We start from the raw sequence: 16,266 nt of genomic DNA on the forward strand, positions 1-16,266 counted from the left end.
GCCGATAGCTGCGCCTCTCGAGTGCTGGCTCGATGGCGAGGACAGGAAATACCGCGGCCCCCGAGGGACCGCGGCGCAGGGGCTGCTTAAAAGCGGTATGCCAGGCGCGCATGCCAGCGCCGGCCGAGCAGATCATACGTCATCGTATCGGTGTTACCGTCGGTCCAGCTCTGGATATACGGTGGCTTTTTGTCGAACAGGTTATCGACTCCAAACGATACCGACATCGCTTTGCTGAACGCATACTTCACGCTGGCGTTATGGTACTGCACGCTCGGTGCGCTCGCGCCGATGTCGGTTGGGGCGGCGTTAATGTCATCGGCAGCGCCGATGTACTGGATGTTGTACGAACCGGACCAGGCGCCGTTCACCAACGTCAGCCCGGTCGACGAACGCCACTCCGCGTAGCTGCCGCGCCCGCCAGTGATCTTTCCTGCGTAAACGATCGTATCGCCGCCCGGAAAAGGCGTGACGTCAAAGCGGTTCAGGCGCGAGACATCCGCCGTCGCAGACGCATTCCAGCCGAACAGTCTGAAGTCATACATCGCGCCGAAGTCGACGCCCGAAACCCGTTGCTGCGCGGCGTTTGCAGGCTGCGAGGAAAGGAAATTGATTTCTCCCGTTTGCGGATCGCGGGTGAAGCTCGACGGGCTGCAGAACAGGTGCGACAAGTTCGGCGAGTTGTAGCACACCGACAGCTTGGTCGACCCTGGAACGGTCTCGATAGCGTTGTTGATTTCAATATTGAAATAGTCGAGGGTCACGGTCACCGCCTTCGACGGCGTCCAGACAGCGCCCACGGTGAACGTCTTGGCATCTTCCGGTTCCAGGTTGACGTTGCCGCCGCCTGTCGTAAGGATCGACGGTCCGAACTGCCGGAAACCACGCGGTAGGCGCGCAGCCTGGCAATTTTTATACACGGCCGAATTTGGGTCCTGAGTATTCCAGCTGTTGCAAGGATCGGTCGTGGTCAGGTTGCCTTCCGAGACGCCGCCGAAGAGCTCCGGTACGTTCGGCACGCGGAAAGCGGTGGACTTGTTGGCCCGCACCTTAAGCGACGCAATGACTTGCCAATCGAGACCAACCTTGTACGTACTCTTCGAGCCAAACAGGCTGTAGTCGGAGTAACGCGCGGCGCCGTTAAGCGTCAGCGAGTCGATCAACGGCAGCTTCGCCAGCAACGGGACCGACAGTTCTGCAAACACTTCTCGGGCCGCGTATTCGCCGGCGATCGGATCTTGTGCGTTGGTATTGGCGGCACCGGACACGATGAGGCTGTCGGGATCGCGCCAGCCCTTTTCTTTACGGTATTCAAACCCGGTGGCGACCCCTACCGTGCCTGCGGGAAGGTCGAACAGCTGGCCACTGATGCTCGCGTTAAAGCTTTTCTGGTCGTTGCCACCGTTGTCGCGGGTATTCGTGTGGATGTAGTCGAGCACACCTTTCGTCAGATTGCCGTACCCCAGATAGTTGCCGCACGGCGCCGCGGTCGGGCTGGAGCCGCAAGTTGCCGCATTCAGCGTCGCGTCTACCCGATCGAGATTGATGATGTTCGTCATGCCGTCGACGCCAGTGTTGCGGCCCCAGTTGGCAGATGCCGACCAATCCCATTTGTCGTTCAGGACGCCTTTTAATCCAGTCACGACGCGAAACGTATTGGTTTCCTGGAAAAAAATGCGCGGGCCGACTTCGCCCACGCGGCGACGTTCCAGCACCAGGTCTTGCCCGGTCGGGTTGGTCGGGTGAGATGCGGAAATACGGATCGGCCGGGTTGCACCGATCGCGCCCGGTGTTGCCAGCTGCTCGGACTGGCGGTTCGTGAACATCAATTCGGTGAAGAGCTCTACCTTGTCGTTCAAGCGAAGGTTGCCGAAGGCGCTCATGCCGATCCGCTTGATCGGGTTGACGGCGTTGAGGGATGGGTTGCTGTTGTAGCCGTGTTTGGCTGCCGAATACGTCTCGTAGCCGCGCGGATTGCCGTTCGGATCCTGGTTGAAGTTGACGCGGCGTCCGTTGGCCAGGCGTGCGCGCCCGCCGAGTGTGGAGGAGCTTCCCGAGCATACCAGCTGACCGTCATCTTCAAACAACGCACAAGGTGCGCGGGAGGCCAGATTGACTGTACCGCTTTCAGAAAAATTGAGCGACCCGATCAGGGAGCCTCGTTCACTGCGCGTTCCCCAGGTGAGATCGAGCGCCTTTTCCGAACCGTCGCCGCGTTCGGTTTTTCCGTAGCGCGCCGAGATTTCAACCCCTTCAAACGCTTTCTTGGTGATGATATTGACGACACCGGCAACTGCGTCGGCGCCATAAATAGCCGATGCGCCGTCCTTGAGCACTTCCACGCGCTCGATCATCGCGATCGGAATCATGTTCAGGTCGACCGAGCTGTTCGCGCCAGTGCCACCAGAGACGACGCGGCGGCCGTTCAGCAGCACCAGCGTACGGTCAGTGCCCAGGCCGCGCAGGTTCACTTGCGTTGTGCCGTAGCCATTGCTAGTCCAGTACGCACTGGACTGGTTGCCGGCGGTGCCCGCGGATGAAGGCAGCCGCTGCAGCAAAGTTTCCACGGAAATCGCGCCAGACCGCTGGATGGTATCGGCATCGATCACGGTTACGGGACCTACACCGGAAAGCTGGGCTTGCTTAAGGTTGATGCGGCTGCCGGTGATTTGCACCCGTTCAATGGGGCCGGCGGTATCTGAGGCGGACTGCGAATAGGCGCCGTTACTGAAAATCAAAAGACCAAGGGCTGTTGCTGTTGGAACGTACCTGTTAGACATTTACTCTCCTGCCTGAATATTTCTTGTCAAATTGACCGCCGTAGAACCGCAGTCCTGATAGACCGCTTCTGTCGGCATCCGTTGTTTCCCGCTGAGTTAAACCGACCACCTCGTTGCTGCGGCGAATGCCTCCACCGATCGCCGTTGCAGATGCTAGCTTGTCTATACAAGCTTCAATTTATACACTCTAGTCGTTGATTTGCGATAGCGCAAGAACATTTCATTTTATTGCGCAACTCTTCACAAAATAAAAAAACAGACATCGTTGGGTGAATTTAGTTTGCTCATATTCACAATAAAACGAGTTTTGTCGCGTTATTGCAACTTAAATGTAGTGTTCAGGCAAGCGTACTCCGGCGAAACGGCGGGTTTGTTTTGTCGCACTGCTGCTTTGCGAGGACGGCGATCCATTCGGCTCAAGCAAATGCACGGCTTGCGATGACCGGAGCGCAAACTGTCACCACGCCGCGAAGAAGTGGCGAATTTTATGGATGTACACAGCTTCATTTGGCCGCGATCAGCGCGCGGCACACTCGATGGGAAAGTCGATGAACCTTTCGAACCAGACGCACGAGCACAGTCATCGGCAGGGCAGGCCACACCCGCTGTCGCGCCACCGCCACCGCCCAGCAACCGCTACACCTGTCCGATGCACCCGGAGATTGTGCGCGATGCGCCTGGCAGTTGCCCAAAATGCGGGATGGCGCTCGTCCTGGTTACGGGCACGGCGAAAACTGACGATTCCGAATTGCGTGACCGCATGCACCGACTATGGATCGGTGTCGCGCTGTCGATCCCGCTGGTGGTGCTGGCGATGTCCCCGATGATCGGCATTCACGAGTTGTTCGGCCTTCAGCCGCGATTGCGCGGATGGGTCGAATTCGTCCTGGGCACACCAGTCGTACTGTGGGTCGGAGGGCCGATTCTTCTTAAATTCTGGCTTTCTCTTACGCACCGCGCACGCAATATGTACACGCTGATCGGGCTGGGCGTTGGTCTCGCCTACCTGTTCAGCCTCGCAGCGGTGCTCTTGCCGGGTCTGTTCCCGCAGGAATTTCGCCAACACGACGGTGCGGTAGGGACGTATTTCGAAGCAGCGGCTGTCATCGTGACACTGGTGATCCTCGGCGGGCGATGGGACAGACCAGCCAGGCGATTCAACTATTATTGAAGCGCTCTCCGAACCTTGCCTGGCGTTTGCGTGATGACGGCGCCGAGGAACAAGTGCCGCTCGACACGGTCTCCGTCGGAGATCGCCTGCGCGTCAAGCCGGGAGACAAAGTACCCGTCGACGGCACCGTGCTCGAAGGCGCCAGTTGAGTAGCCGAATCGATGATCACGGGAGAGCCGGTTCCAGTGGCCAAGGTTGCGACCAGCAAGGTCACGGGCGCAACCGTGAATGGGAACGGCGCTTTACTGATTCGTGCCGAACGTGTGGGGGCCGACACGCTGTTGGCACGCATTGTCCATATGGTCGCAGAGGCTCAACGCACGCGGGCGCCAATTCAGCGCCTGGCCGATGTCATCGCCGCGTATTTTGTCCAGGTGGTGATCGTTATCGCTATCGTGACGGCGCTCGCATGGTGGTTTCTTGGCCCCGAGCCGCAATGTGCTTACGCTTTCCTCAACGCGATAGCCGGTTTGATTATCGCCTGCCCCTGTGCGGTCGGCCTCGCCACGCCGATCTCGATGACGGTCGCAATGGGGCAAGGCGCCCGCGCCGGGATTCTGTTTCGCAATGCCGAGGCAATCGAACGCATGCGCGATATCGACACGCCAGCGTTCGGCTTGCTGCTGTCGCCTATGCTTGCCGGCGGGGCAATGGCGCTCAGTTCGGTCTCTGTCGTTACCAACGCCTTGCGTCTCAACCGGATAAAACTATGACCGGGAGCGCACGCATTCACTGGACGCGCCGGCAGCCGATTGTCCTCCACCGCGATGGTGAGCGGAGCACCGGCGCCGATGGCGGTAGGTGCCTCAGATATTGGGCGGCAAACAATGCTAGACTTGCCCGATGCCAGCATCTCATTCACATGATAACAACACAACAGCACGATGGAAACGCCTGGCGCACCAGGTTGGGCAAGGCCTCGTCTTTGTAATAAATATATCTCGGTCTGCCGCCCTCTTGGGCGGCGCTTTTTTTAATGTTGCGTACGCTCATGCTGCTACTCCGACATTGGTCAGAATTTCCCTATCCGAGGCGCCAACGCCTGCCGCGCTCGTGGGCGACAAACAATCAATACCAATGTTGACGGAATTGTTGCAAGCGCTGTTTCACTTCATTCCCGGTTACACGCCAGAGTTCCATGCGTTCCCGTGGACCCGAGCGCAACAGCTTGTTGCAATTGGTCGAATGGACCTCTTCGCAACGTCGCCGTCTGCAAGTCGTCTGCGTTACGCAGATTTTTCCCGCGGCATACTTTACACGTCGGATTACGGGAATCTGGTTTACGATCGCAAGGGCGACAAAGGTGCGCAGATTGAATCGGCAAAGAGCTTCGCAGACCTGAAAAAGCTTGTGTTTGTCAGTCAGACAGCTATCGAGTGGGAGGCCGAAAGTGTTCCACCATACATCGAACGACACATGGTGAATGTGCCTGCGTCATTGATGCACATGACTTTCCATCGGCATATGGGGGATTTCTTCATCATGCCTGCCGAACAAGCTGTTCACTATGCAAAGCAACTCGGTTACGAAGATAGATTGGGCATGAAGAAAGTCAGTTTCATCCCGAATAGCCTCGTTCATTTTCGTGTCGGAATCCGCAAAACCTATCCCGACAATAAAGATCTGATGGCCGCGCTGGAAGCTGGATTAAAAAACCCAAAATTCCTCGCAGAAAAACGGGTCATCGAGCTTAAGTACCACGGGCACCACGTTTCAGGCGCCGTTTCGAGGCCGTAACGGTCGCCGATCCGGGCCGCACGCGGCGCCGGATCACGCTTCATGCCCGACCGCATCAGCGACCCGCACGGTTGCTGCGTCCTTGCGTACCTGGCGGCGCCGCAACAGCAGAAACGCCGCCGGCACCACGAACATCGACAGCAAGGGGGCGCTGATCATCCCCCCGACCATCGGCGCGGCGATCCGCTGCATCACTTCGGAACCGGTGCCCTCATCGACCATGATCGGCACGAGGCCGGCGATGATCACCGCCACCGTCATCGCTTTCGGACGCACGCGCAGCACTGCTCCGTCGCGAATCGCGTCGAGCAGATCCGCTTCGCTTGCCTTGCCTGCCTTCTGCTGCGCTGTCCATGCGTTCTTCAGGTATAGCACCATGATGACGCCGAACTCGGCCGATACGCCCGCCAGTGCGATGAACCCGACGCCACTGGCGACGGACAGGTGATGTCCAAGCAACCACAGCAGCCAAATGCCGCCCGCCAATGCGAACGGCAACGTCGCCATGATCAGCGCGGCCTCATCGATGCGCTTGAAGGTCAGGTAAAGCAGCACGAAGATGATGAGCAATGTTGCCGGCACCACGACCTTCAGCTTGGCCGTCGCCCGTTCCAGATATTCGAACTGGCCGGACCAGGCGATCGAATAGCCGGGCGGTAGTTTCACTTCCTTGGCAACGACTTGCTGCATGTCACGCACAACCTCGCTGAGGGCGCGGTCGCGTATATCGACATACACCCAGCCCGACAGGCGCGCGTTTTCGCTCTTGAGCATCGGCGGGCCGTCGTTGATGCCGATCGCCGCCACGTCGCCCAGCCGGATTTGCGCACCGCGCTCGGTCAGCACCGACAACTGGCGCAGCTTCTCGACCGAGTCGCGCACCTCGCGCGGGTAGCGCACGTTGATCGGGAAGCGCTGCAAGCCTTCGACCGTTTCGCCGATATTGTCGCCGCCGATCGCTGCCGACACGACGCTCTGCACATCGGCGATGTTCAATCCATAGCGCGCGGCTGCATCCCGATCGATGTCGATGTCGACATAGCGCCCGCCGTTCAAGCGCTCTGCCAGTGCGGACGACACGCCAGGTACCTGTTTGACCGCGCGCTCGATCTGGCCCGTGATCCGGTCGATCTCCCGCAGGTCGGCGCCGGCCACTTTCACGCCGACCGGGCTCTTGATCCCGGTGGCCAGCATGTCGATCCGGTTGCGGATCGGCGGCACCCAGATATTCGACAGGCCGGGCACCTTGACAATACGATCGAGTTCTTCGACCAGCTTGTCGGTCGTCAGGCCCGCGCGCCACTGGTCGCGCGGCTTGAATTGAATCGTCGTTTCGAACATCTCCAGCGGCGCCGGGTCGGTGGCGCTCTCTGCGCGGCCCGCTTTGCCGAAAACGCTCTGCACCTCGGGCACCGTCTTGATCAGCCGGTCAGTTTGCTGCAGCAGCTCGGACACCTTGCCCGCCGATAGCCCGGGCAATGCCGACGGCATGTAGAGCAAGTCGCCTTCGTCGATGGCCGGCATGAACTCGCTCCCTAGCCGCGACATTGGCCAGATCGTCAGCAGCGCAACGAGGGCGGCTCCCAACAGCGTCGCTTTGGGGAAGCGCAGAACGCCTTCGAGCAAGGGGCGGTACATCGCGATCAGGAAACGGTTCAGGGGATTTTTGTGTTCGTCGGGAATCCGTCCGCGAATCAGGTAACCCATCAACACCGGAATCAAGGTCACTGCCAGGCCGGCCGCAGCGGCCATCGCATACGTCTTGGTGAACGCAAGTGGCGAGAACAAGCGCCCCTCCTGCGCCTCCAGGGTGAACACGGGAATGAACGACAGAACGATGATCAGCAGCGAAAAGAACAGCGCAGGGCCGACTTCCGCCGCGGCCTCGCCGATCACGCGCCAATGCTCCTCGCCAACTAGTTTCTTGCCGGGGTGCGCGTGGTTCCACGCCTCGATGTGTTTGTGGGCATTCTCGATCATCACCACCGCGGCATCGACCATTGCACCGACCGCAATCGCGATCCCGCCGAGCGACAGGATGTTGGCGTTTACTCCCTGGTAATGCATCACGACGAACGCAATCAATATGCCGATTGGCAGCGTCACGATCGCCACCAGCGCGGAACGCAGATGAAACAAGAAAACCGCGCAGACAATGGCCACCACGATGAATTCCTCGATCAGCTTGTGCCCGAGATTGGTGACCGCGCGCTTGATCAGGTTCGAACGGTCATACACCGGCACGATCTCGACGCCAGGCGGCAGGCCGGCCTTCAACTTTTCCAGCTTGGCTTTCACCGCCTCGATTGTCTCCAGCGCGTTTTTGCCGGAACGCATGATAACCACGCCACCGGCGACTTCGCCCTCCCCGTTCAGTTCCGCGATGCCGCGCCGCATTTCCGGGCCGACTTGAATGCGTGCGACATCCCCGAGCCGCACCGCGACGCCGGTATCGCTCGTCGTCAACGGAATCTTGCGGAAGTCATCGAGCGATTTCAGATAGCCCGATGCGCGCACCATGTATTCGGCTTCGCCCAGCTCCATGACGGCGCCGCCGGTCTCCTGGTTTGCTCGCTGCACCGCGGCGATTACTTTGCCGTGCGGAATGTTGTAGGCTCGCAGCTTGTCCGGATCGAGCACAATCTGGTACTGGCGCACCATCCCGCCGACGCTGGCAACTTCCGATACATTCGGCACCGCCTTCAGTTCGAATTTCAAGAACCAGTCCTGCAAGGCCCGCAGCTGCGACAGGTCCATCTTGCCGGTCTTGTCGACCAGCGCGTACTCATAGACCCAGCCGACACCTGTGGCGTCCGGCCCCAGCGCAGTCTTCGCCTGGGGCGGCAGGCGCGACTGCACCTGGTTCAGGTATTCGAGCACGCGCGAGCGCGCCCAGTACGGATCGGTGCCATCTTCAAACAGCACGTACACGAAGGAGTCGCCGAAGAACGAATAGCCGCGCACCGTCTTCGCGCCCGGCACCGACAGCATCGTCGTAGTCAATGGATAGGTGACCTGGTTCTCGACGATCTGCGGCGCCTGGCCCGGGTAGCTGGTGCGGATGATGACCTGCACGTCAGACAGGTCGGGAATGGCGTCCAGCGGCGTGCGCGACAGCGACCAGATACCCCACCCGGCAAGCATGACGGTCGCCAGCAGCACCAGGAAGCGATTCGCGATCGACCAGCGGATCAGTTTGGCGATCATTGTGCGCTCCCCGGCCGGTCGCTTTTGATAGGCATGGCCGGCATGGCGTTTTTCGACACCGCGCCGGTGGGTGCGATCACGCTGATCTGGTATGCGCCATCGGTGGTCTGGCGAAACCTGAATGCGACCGTGCCGCCCACCGCGATATTGGCGGGCAGTGCGCCAGCGGGAAGCTTGAAAGCCATCGTCATCGCGCCCCATTGCAGCGTGGCGATCGGTCCGTGCGACAGGGTGATTTCGTCGCGGTCGATTTTTTCGACCCTGCCTTCGCCGCGATGCACCGGACCTTCGGGCGCCTTGCCCTCGTCAGCGGCCGGCAAGGCGCTCATGCGCGTGCTCGTTCCCTTCAGGCTCGCTTCCGAGTCGATCAGGAACTGGCCCGAGACCACCACTTTTTGTCCCGCTTCGAGCCCTTTGCGGATCTCGCTTCGGCCGTTTGCTTCAGTGCCGGTTTCGACATCCACCGGCAGGAATTTCCCCTCGCCTTGCACCACCATCACAACACTGCGCGTGCCGGTCTGGATCACCGCTTCCGACGGTACCGACAACACATCCTTGCCGGGCGCCGCGCTGAAACTGATGGACGCGAACATGCCGGGCACCAGCTGTCCGGACAGATTGGCCAGCTCGACGCGCGCCTTCAAGGTGCGCGTCGAGGCATTCACTTCAGGCAGGATTGCACTGACCTTGCCCTTGAAGACGGTTCCGGGCCAGGCAGGCGTACGCGCGGTCACCGTACTGCCCGGCCCTACCATCGCCGCTAGGTTTTCCGGCACTTCCGCGTTGACCCAGACGGTGCCCAGCCCGTTGATGCGAAACAGCGAAGCGCCCGTCGTCACAGTCATGCCTTCGCGCGCACCCAGTTCGGCGATGACGCCGCCAATTGGCGCCGAGATGGTCAAGCGGGAATGCGCCTTGCCGGTCGATTCGACCAGGCGAATCTGGTCGTCGGTCATGCCGACCAGTCGCATGCGCTGACGTGCCGCGTCCAACAACACACCGCCGGCGTTCGGCATGCGCTTGATCGACAGGTATTCTTCTTGCGCCGCCATCCATTCAGGCACATATAGCTCAGCGAGCGGCTGCCCTTTGCGCACCCGCTCGAGCGGCGCCCGCACATGCAGGCGTTCCACGTAGCCGTTGCTGCGCGCCTGCACCAGCGCCACGTCACGCTCGTTGTAAGCGACGCTGCCGACCGCTTCGACCGGCGCCGACAGCGGGCCTTTGCTGACGTCGGCCGTACGAATGCCCAGGTTCTGCTGGACGCGCGAACTGATGCTGACCTTGCCCTCGTCGCCCGCGTCGCCGGCGTAGACCGGAACCAGTGGCATGTCCATGAAGGGAGACTTGCCGGGTTTGTCGAATTTCTGTCCAGGCACCATCGGATCATGCCAGTACAGAACCTTCTTTCCGGTCGAGCGATCTGTGCCGACAACGCCGGCCGGCGCCGGTGCCGCCATCGACATGCCGCGCGACATGCCAATTCGGTAAAGGCCGTACCCGCCGGCAGCGACCAGGCCTGTCGCAAGCATGGCCAGGAGGAGCATGGTTCGACGCTTCATTGTGTGCCCTGTTTCATCGTGTGCGAATGCGCGCTCGCGCCGTTTTGCGGAAAAAGAAAGTTCAGCTGCGCCCACAGCCGTGCTGTTTCAGCGTCAAGCTGCAATGCCTGAAGCCGCACATCGATCTCACCGCGCCGCGCGGCCAGCACCTCCGGCAGGCTGGCCTTGCCGCCGCGGTAAGCGGTCAGTACGGCCGACGTGCGCTGCTGCGCGAACGGAATCAGTTCGCGGCCATAGCGCGCACTGCGCTCGCGCTTGCTTTCCCATTCATTGATCATGGTTCGCGTTTCGGCAACATGGGCGCGCAGCGTCTCTTCGCGTTCTGCCCTGGCCTGCTCCACCAGCGACAGCTTCGACGACAGTTCGCGATCCTGCCGGTGCTTTTGGTCCCATTGCAGCGGGATCGCCACCCCGACCGAGATCATGTTGGCATATGCTGGCCCGCGCTGTTGAAAAGCCACTTCCACGCTCCAGTCTGCCTTCTTGTTGGCTTGCGCCAGCCGCGCTTCGGTCTGGGCGATTTCTTCCTGTTTCGCCAGCACCGCAATCTGTGGATGATGCGCGAACTGCGCCTCGAGATTTGCCGCATCGATGCCGATCGTATCGACCGAGGGCTTGCCGGCGAGCGGCAATGCTGCCGCCGGGCCAACCCATCGTGCGAGCATGGCCTTCGCATTGCGGACGCGCAGCTGCAACTCGCTGGCGCGATCGTCGAATGAGGCAAGCGCGCTGCGCGCCACGTACAGGTCGGCCTGCATGCCGCGGCCGGAGCGATAAGCGCCTTCAGCGGCCTGCATTTCCAACTGCGCCTGCGCGCCCTGTTCAACAAAGACCGCCGCCATCGCTTCGGCGTAATACCGGTCTAGCCATGCGAGCGCGGTGTCGCGTTCGATGGCCGCTGCCGCCACGTCTTTTTCAGCGAGCGATTTTTCCGCCTCGCGCTCGAACCGCTCACCACGCAGGCGCCGCTTGTCGATGCGGGTGATCTCCTGCATAACGCCAACCCGCCGCATCGTCATGAAATCATTGGTCAAACTGAACCGATCGGTGCGTGTGACCGGCAGATTGTCGACGCCGGCCTTGAGCACCGGATCGGGCAGTTGACCGGCCGCCACCGCCATGTCGCGGGCAGCGGCCACCGCATGGTCTTGCCCGGCAAGTTGGCGCGATCGTTCAATCGCAAGATGGCGTGCCTGGGCCAGGGTCAACGGCAGATCGGTCGCAAAGGCGTTATGGGAAAGCGCAAATGCCCCGAGCAGCGTGACGGGAACGATTCTTGCAACGAAGCGAAGAACCACACGGCGCCCTGAAACGAGCGCTGAAAAAGGGGATGACATGAAACCTCCAGACGGCATTGAGCAACATCGCCTGCGCAGACAGCGCAACGATGACGGATTAAGCGGTCTGGAAGGTTAAATGCGGAAACAGCAGTTGCGAATGGCCAGCGGCGGCGCAGTGCTTCGTTTGAGGAGCACGCCTTCGGGTTGCAATGTGTCGCATTGCGAGACAGACTCTGCGACGCTCAGCACCACTGTCAATTCGGCGGCGACAAACGGCTGCACAAGTGGCACTTGGGGCGTGTCAGCGGTCTGATCCCCCGCTTCGCAATGCGAATGGCACAAGCCAGGCGAGTCCATTTTCATGTCCATGTTTGCGCAGCCGGGTACTTTTGCGCCATCCGTCGCCATCGCAACGGACTTGGCAACGTCCAGGTCCGGGCATGCGTACGCAGCCAGGGCGAGCTGGGTAAACAGCAAGCTGAAGATTGCGATGATCGCCGCGATAACGCGAGATGGCCGGGAAAAGTACATGATGCCTCTATGGTTTGACCACACCATGATATGCAAAAATGACACTGCGCGCAAGGACAGGCGCCTTTTTCGGCTGCCACCGCGCCCTTCGCCCCGTTGCGCGTTCCATTAGCCCTGTTGGCCTTGGAATAGTTGCCGCCCTCAGTGGTCGCGTCGAAAGCGCGTTGCGGCCGGAACGGTGGCGCAACTCACGTCATCTAATGCGATATAGGAAAACACCAGGCAACCATGATCCCTTTACACAATGCAAAACCAGGCGCTAGCCTGAGCGACGAGGCACTGGTCGCGCTTGTCTCCAGCGGCGACGGCGCCGCCTTCGAACCGTTGATGCGGCGGTACAACCGCCTGCTGTTCCGGACCGCGCGCTCGATCATGCACGACGATGCCGACGCCGAGGACGTGCTGCAAAGCGCCTACCTGAAGGCATTTTCGACGCTGCCATCGTTTCGCGGCGAGTCGCGGCTCGCGACTTGGCTGGTGCGCATCGTGATGAACGAAGCGCTGGCGCGGGTGCGCAAGAACCAGCGCCGCGCCGAGATCATTCATCTGGAGGCCCACATGAACGACGACCAGATCGACGCACAGGCCGACGCCAGCGCCACCCGCTCCGAAGAGCCGCCGGCAGCGGCGATGCGGGCCCAGACCCGCCGACTGCTCGAGCGCAAGATCGACGAGCTGCCCGAATCGTTTCGCACGGTGTTCATACTGCGCGAAGTCGAGGAAATGACGGTCGAGGAAACGAGCGACGCACTCGACATTCCGGAAGCAACCGTCCGCAGCCGCCACTTCCGCGGCCGCAGCATGCTGCGCGAATCGCTCTCGCGCGAGGTCGACTTCGCGCTCGAAGAAGCGTTCGGCTTTGACGGCGTGCGCTGCAACCGGATTGTCGCCGGCGTGATCGCACTTCTCGCCAACCCCATCGAATAACTGTTGTTAACCCAGGAGCCCCACCATGAAGATCGCACTTACCACCGCCACCCTGCTCCTCGCCGCTTCCGGCGCTTTTGCCCAGGTCCCAAGCGATGCCCAGATTGCCGGGATCGTCGTCACCGCCAACCAGGTCGACATCGACGCCGGCAAGCTGGCACAAAAAATGAGCAAGAACAAGGAAGTCAAAGACTTCGCCAAGCAGATGATCACCGACCACACGGGCGTGAACAAGCAGGCCACGGCGCTGGTGACGAAACTGCACGTCACCCCGGCCGAGAGCGACATGGCCAGGAGCCTGAAGGCCGGCGGTGACGCCAACATCGCCAGGCTGAAAGCACTCAAAGGGGCAGCCTTCGACCATGCCTACGTCGACAATGAAGTGACCTACCACCAGACCGTCATCGATGCGCTCGACAAGACGCTGATCCCGAACGCTCGGAATGCCGAACTGAAGGACACGCTGGTCAAGGTCCGTCCTGCATTCATTGCGCACCTCGAGCATGCAAAGCACATCCAGACAAGCCTGAAGTAATGGGCCGCGCTCTGCGTGCTCTGTCCTGGCTGCTGCTCGCCGGCGTCGTGGTCGCCCGGTCGCCGGCGGCCGTGGCGGCGCCACGTGGCGCCGTGCACACCGTCGTCATCGAGGGCATGCTGTTCATCCCTGCCACGCTCAAGGTCAAGGCGGGCGACACGGTCATCTGGAAGAACAAGGACGCCTTCCCGCACACCGCCACCTCGGTGGCCAGGCTCTTCGACTCGAAACCGATTGCCTCGGGCGCGAGCTGGAAGTTCGTCGCAACCAGGCGAGGCACATTCGCCTATCTGTGTACGCTTCATCAGACCATGAAGGGGATGCTGACAGTGGAGTAAGGCGCAGCGTTCCCCGCATTGCAAACAAGCCTACATTCGCGTGGTATCCACGTGGTATCAGCGGCACGACAGGTTCGCGGACGGCATCACGCCTGTTGCCAGAACCTTCGAGTATTCCCCGCTCGGAACTCGCGCCAGGATGTCCGGGCGATCGCGCTTTATTCGATGCCGGCCACTTTCACTCGGTGAGCGCGACGGCCTCGCACTGGTGCGGGAACGCGGCATGGATGCGTTGCTCGTGCTTCCCGATGACGAGCAGCGGCAGGAAATTCTCGTTATCGGTGGCAAGCTGTGTCAGGCAAGCTGATTGGCGCGTGCGCAACATTGGCGAACCTGTCATTTCCTGACAGCGCAGGTGTGGATGCCGAACGGCAGGTACACCGGGCAAAAGCGCAACACGCCAGTGGCAAGCAGGATCAGCCCGAGCCAGCCCCATGGGCCGATGGCGCCCATCAGCGTCGCCGCGATCAGGCCCACACCGAGCATGATACGAATTGCACGATCGATACTTCCTACGTTGGCTTGCATGATCTTCTCCTGGTTGGTATGAAGGATGTTCAGGCGCCGGCACGGGCCGGCGGCAGCATCGCCAGCGCCCGCTCCAGCACCTTGATGCGGCGCAGCAGCGTCATGGCGAGGGCGACGCCATTGCTGTCGAGTTCGAAATCGTCGCGCAGCCTGCGCGCCTGGCGCAGCGTCACCACGTGCAGCAAGTGGAAGCAGCGCGGCTCGGTGACCGCATCGGCCGGCCAGATCACGCCGCTCACGACCAGGTCTTCGACTTCATCGACCGACAGCCCGGAGACGTCGGCCAAATGCTCGATGGTGCAGTCCTCGTCCTCGCCCAGCCAGACTGCGTGGGACGCGTGATTCACGGGCAAGCTCATGCTGTCTCCTCCTGCGCGAACAGCGGCCGCGGATCGAAATCGGATGCGACGGCCAGCTGGCGGTACAAGACCCGCTCGGCCTCGCTGGCGGAGGCCGGCACCGTGATGCCGATGACCGCATGCAGCGCGCCCCTGCCGCCGTCGGCGGTACGCAAGCCGCGCTTGGCCAGGCGCAGCTGTTGCCCGGCGGTGGCGCCTGGCTTGACGTTCAGTTCGACCGCGCCGTCCAGCGTCGGCACGCGGATCACCGCGCCCAGCACCGCTTCCCACGGCGCCAGCGGCAGGTTCATATACAGGTCTGCCCCTTCGACCCGGTACAAGCGGTGCGGCGTCAACGCCAGCGCGACATACAGGTCGCCGGCCGGGCCGCCATGGGTGCCGGGCCCGCCCTTCGCGCCCAGGCGCAGGCGCTGTCCGTCCACCGCGCCGGCCGGAACGGTGATGCGGAAGGTGCGGCTGGTGCGATGCGGCAAGCCATGCGCGTCGAGCTCGGGGATCTGTGCGCGCACCTCGATTTCGCCGCCGTGATGAAGCAGTTCGAGCGACACGGCGGCGCTGATCTCGACATCCTGGCCGCGCGCCGCGGTCGGCGCGCGCGCCCTCCCGCCCCGCCCCGCGCGCCCGAAGGCGGCGAACAGGTCGGCCAGGTCGACGTCGTCGTAGCTGCCGGCACCGGCATCGGAATTGCCGTGCCAGCCCGGCGGCGGCGAAAAATCCTGACCAGCCTGTCGCTTGCCAAGCTGATCGTAGGCCGCGCGCTTTTCCGGGTCTTTCAACACCGCATACGCCTCGCCGATCTCCTGGAAGCGCTCTTTGCCGCGCGGATCGGTCGAAATATCGGGATGAAACTGGTGCGCCAGCTTGCGGTAGGCTTGCTTGATCTCGCCCGCGCTCGCGCTGCGCTCGACGCCCATGACCTGGTAGTAGTCCTTGAATTTCACGCTGGTACCGCCGCGCTGCGCAGCGCAAAGCTGGCGCCTTCGACCATGCGCCGGCCAGCCAGCAGCGCCTGCTGCTCGGCTGCGCGGGCGCCGACGCATAGCGGCGAGACGCCCATCGCTTCAGCAATGCAACCGTCGCGCTCGACCAGCAACTGGGACTGCCATTTACCGGGCGCAAGTTCGAATGCGTTGCCGGTAATGACGTAGCCGTTAATCTCACAGGGATTATCAAATAACATCGTGAGCCTTTTATTGGAATTGGCATTCAGTCTACGAACCGCGTCCAATAAATGCGTTGATGTGCATCAAAACTGCCCAGTTGTAGCGAATTGCGAATTTTGCAGGTCCGTCATACCGATCACGATGCCAA

At 61.5% G+C, this 16,266-nt stretch carries 16 protein-coding genes and 1 pseudogene; 6 read left to right on the top strand and 11 right to left on the bottom strand.

Annotated features, from left to right (window positions below):
* Positions 1–86: 86 nt before the first annotated feature.
* Positions 87–2,780, bottom strand: a complete 2,694-nt coding sequence (locus tag ACP7DD_RS13395; RefSeq protein WP_426175308.1) for a TonB-dependent receptor — start codon at positions 2,778–2,780, stop codon at positions 87–89.
* Between the two features lie 487 nt (positions 2,781–3,267).
* Between ACP7DD_RS13395 and ACP7DD_RS13400 the strand changes: the two genes are divergently transcribed.
* Together ACP7DD_RS13400 and ACP7DD_RS13405 are read left to right on the top strand one after the other, a co-directional pair.
* Positions 3,268–3,951, top strand: a complete 684-nt coding sequence (locus tag ACP7DD_RS13400) for a heavy metal-binding domain-containing protein (RefSeq protein ID WP_426175309.1) — start codon at positions 3,268–3,270, stop codon at positions 3,949–3,951.
* A pseudogene (locus tag ACP7DD_RS13405) lies at positions 3,915–4,664 on the top strand (HAD-IC family P-type ATPase). Before ACP7DD_RS13400 ends, ACP7DD_RS13405 begins: the two are co-directional and overlap by 37 nt.
* Positions 4,665–4,809: 145 nt before the next feature.
* On the opposite strand, the gene ACP7DD_RS13410 reads toward ACP7DD_RS13405, so the two are convergent.
* Positions 4,810–4,944 carry a hypothetical protein gene (locus ACP7DD_RS13410; protein ID WP_426175310.1) on the bottom strand — a complete coding sequence of 45 codons (135 nt, stop codon included), beginning with the start codon at positions 4,942–4,944 and terminating at the stop codon, positions 4,810–4,812.
* A 60-nt stretch (positions 4,945–5,004) separates the two neighbouring features.
* On the opposite strand from ACP7DD_RS13410, the gene ACP7DD_RS13415 reads away from it, so the two are divergent.
* On the top strand, positions 5,005–5,688 hold the full coding sequence (locus ACP7DD_RS13415) for a substrate-binding periplasmic protein (RefSeq protein WP_426175311.1): 684 nt from the start codon (positions 5,005–5,007) through the stop codon (positions 5,686–5,688).
* A gap of 33 nt (positions 5,689–5,721) precedes the next feature.
* On the opposite strand, the gene ACP7DD_RS13420 is transcribed toward ACP7DD_RS13415, so the two are convergent.
* The 4 genes from ACP7DD_RS13420 to ACP7DD_RS13435 all read right to left on the bottom strand — a co-directional run bounded on the left by ACP7DD_RS13420 (position 5,722) and on the right by ACP7DD_RS13435 (position 12,268).
* Entirely contained in the window at positions 5,722–8,895 is a 3,174-nt protein-coding gene (locus tag ACP7DD_RS13420; protein ID WP_426175312.1) for an efflux RND transporter permease subunit, read from the bottom strand.
* On the bottom strand, positions 8,892–10,457 hold the full coding sequence (locus tag ACP7DD_RS13425) for an efflux RND transporter periplasmic adaptor subunit (RefSeq protein WP_426175313.1): 1,566 nt from the start codon (positions 10,455–10,457) through the stop codon (positions 8,892–8,894). Before ACP7DD_RS13425 ends, ACP7DD_RS13420 begins: the two co-directional genes overlap by 4 nt.
* A complete protein-coding gene (locus ACP7DD_RS13430) occupies positions 10,454–11,794 on the bottom strand; it encodes a TolC family protein (protein ID WP_426175314.1) in 1,341 nt (446 codons plus the stop codon). Before ACP7DD_RS13430 ends, ACP7DD_RS13425 begins: the two co-directional genes overlap by 4 nt.
* 75 nt (positions 11,795–11,869) lie before the next feature.
* Positions 11,870–12,268 carry a hypothetical protein gene (locus ACP7DD_RS13435; protein WP_426175315.1) on the bottom strand — a complete coding sequence of 133 codons (399 nt, stop codon included), beginning with the start codon at positions 12,266–12,268 and terminating at the stop codon, positions 11,870–11,872.
* 228 nt (positions 12,269–12,496) lie between these two features.
* On the opposite strand from ACP7DD_RS13435, the gene ACP7DD_RS13440 reads away from it, so the two are divergent.
* From ACP7DD_RS13440 to ACP7DD_RS13450, 3 genes are read left to right on the top strand one after another with little or no spacing between them, the layout of a single operon-like run.
* On the top strand, positions 12,497–13,195 hold the full coding sequence (locus tag ACP7DD_RS13440; RefSeq protein WP_426175316.1) for an RNA polymerase sigma factor: 699 nt from the start codon (positions 12,497–12,499) through the stop codon (positions 13,193–13,195).
* Positions 13,196–13,220: 25 nt separating this feature from the next.
* Positions 13,221–13,730, top strand: coding sequence for a DUF4142 domain-containing protein (locus ACP7DD_RS13445; RefSeq protein WP_426175317.1), 510 nt, complete (start codon positions 13,221–13,223; stop codon positions 13,728–13,730).
* Positions 13,730–14,068, top strand: coding sequence for a cupredoxin domain-containing protein (locus ACP7DD_RS13450; RefSeq protein WP_426175318.1), 339 nt, complete (start codon positions 13,730–13,732; stop codon positions 14,066–14,068). The genes ACP7DD_RS13445 and ACP7DD_RS13450 overlap by 1 nt, the downstream gene beginning before the upstream one ends.
* 178 nt (positions 14,069–14,246) lie before the next feature.
* On the opposite strand, the gene ACP7DD_RS13455 is transcribed toward ACP7DD_RS13450, so the two are convergent.
* The 5 genes from ACP7DD_RS13455 to ACP7DD_RS13475 are packed head-to-tail and all read right to left on the bottom strand — an operon-like array spanning position 14,247 to position 16,135.
* The gene (locus ACP7DD_RS13455; RefSeq protein ID WP_426175319.1) at positions 14,247–14,393 is read right to left on the bottom strand and encodes a hypothetical protein; all 147 of its coding nucleotides are present in this window, start codon (positions 14,391–14,393) and stop codon (positions 14,247–14,249) included.
* An 11-nt stretch (positions 14,394–14,404) separates the two neighbouring features.
* On the bottom strand, positions 14,405–14,596 hold the full coding sequence (locus ACP7DD_RS13460) for a YgaP family membrane protein (protein ID WP_426175320.1): 192 nt from the start codon (positions 14,594–14,596) through the stop codon (positions 14,405–14,407).
* Between the two features lie 29 nt (positions 14,597–14,625).
* Positions 14,626–14,955, bottom strand: a complete 330-nt coding sequence (locus tag ACP7DD_RS13465; protein ID WP_426175321.1) for a chaperone modulator CbpM — start codon at positions 14,953–14,955, stop codon at positions 14,626–14,628.
* Positions 14,952–15,896, bottom strand: coding sequence for a DnaJ C-terminal domain-containing protein (locus ACP7DD_RS13470; RefSeq protein WP_426175322.1), 945 nt, complete (start codon positions 15,894–15,896; stop codon positions 14,952–14,954). The genes ACP7DD_RS13465 and ACP7DD_RS13470 overlap by 4 nt, the downstream gene beginning before the upstream one ends.
* Positions 15,893–16,135, bottom strand: a complete 243-nt coding sequence (locus ACP7DD_RS13475; protein ID WP_426175323.1) for a hypothetical protein — start codon at positions 16,133–16,135, stop codon at positions 15,893–15,895. The genes ACP7DD_RS13470 and ACP7DD_RS13475 overlap by 4 nt, the downstream gene beginning before the upstream one ends.
* Positions 16,136–16,266: the final 131 nt, after the last annotated feature.

The sequence above is a fragment of the Massilia sp. TWR1-2-2 genome (assembly GCF_049897565.1).
In the GTDB taxonomy this organism is placed as follows: domain Bacteria; phylum Pseudomonadota; class Gammaproteobacteria; order Burkholderiales; family Burkholderiaceae_D; genus JAFCUW01.

What these genes read in the sequence shown, in the direction of transcription:
- ACP7DD_RS13450 (WP_426175318.1), top strand. Translation starts at nt 13,730, where the DNA reads ATGGGCCGCGCTCTGCGTGCTCTGTCCTGGCTGCTGCTCGCCGGCGTC.
- ACP7DD_RS13465 (WP_426175321.1), bottom strand. Translation starts at nt 14,955, where the DNA reads ATGAGCTTGCCCGTGAATCACGCGTCCCACGCAGTCTGGCTGGGCGAG.
- ACP7DD_RS13430 (WP_426175314.1), bottom strand. Translation starts at nt 11,794, where the DNA reads ATGTCATCCCCTTTTTCAGCGCTCGTTTCAGGGCGCCGTGTGGTTCTT.
- ACP7DD_RS13400 (WP_426175309.1), top strand. Translation starts at nt 3,268, where the DNA reads ATGGATGTACACAGCTTCATTTGGCCGCGATCAGCGCGCGGCACACTC.
- ACP7DD_RS13420 (WP_426175312.1), bottom strand. Translation starts at nt 8,895, where the DNA reads ATGATCGCCAAACTGATCCGCTGGTCGATCGCGAATCGCTTCCTGGTG.
- ACP7DD_RS13440 (WP_426175316.1), top strand. Translation starts at nt 12,497, where the DNA reads ATGATCCCTTTACACAATGCAAAACCAGGCGCTAGCCTGAGCGACGAG.
- ACP7DD_RS13455 (WP_426175319.1), bottom strand. Translation starts at nt 14,393, where the DNA reads ATGTTGCGCACGCGCCAATCAGCTTGCCTGACACAGCTTGCCACCGAT.
- ACP7DD_RS13395 (WP_426175308.1), bottom strand. Translation starts at nt 2,780, where the DNA reads ATGTCTAACAGGTACGTTCCAACAGCAACAGCCCTTGGTCTTTTGATT.
- ACP7DD_RS13410 (WP_426175310.1), bottom strand. Translation starts at nt 4,944, where the DNA reads ATGAGCGTACGCAACATTAAAAAAAGCGCCGCCCAAGAGGGCGGCAGA.
- ACP7DD_RS13435 (WP_426175315.1), bottom strand. Translation starts at nt 12,268, where the DNA reads ATGTACTTTTCCCGGCCATCTCGCGTTATCGCGGCGATCATCGCAATC.
- ACP7DD_RS13425 (WP_426175313.1), bottom strand. Translation starts at nt 10,457, where the DNA reads ATGAAGCGTCGAACCATGCTCCTCCTGGCCATGCTTGCGACAGGCCTG.
- ACP7DD_RS13460 (WP_426175320.1), bottom strand. Translation starts at nt 14,596, where the DNA reads ATGCAAGCCAACGTAGGAAGTATCGATCGTGCAATTCGTATCATGCTC.
- ACP7DD_RS13475 (WP_426175323.1), bottom strand. Translation starts at nt 16,135, where the DNA reads ATGTTATTTGATAATCCCTGTGAGATTAACGGCTACGTCATTACCGGC.
- ACP7DD_RS13445 (WP_426175317.1), top strand. Translation starts at nt 13,221, where the DNA reads ATGAAGATCGCACTTACCACCGCCACCCTGCTCCTCGCCGCTTCCGGC.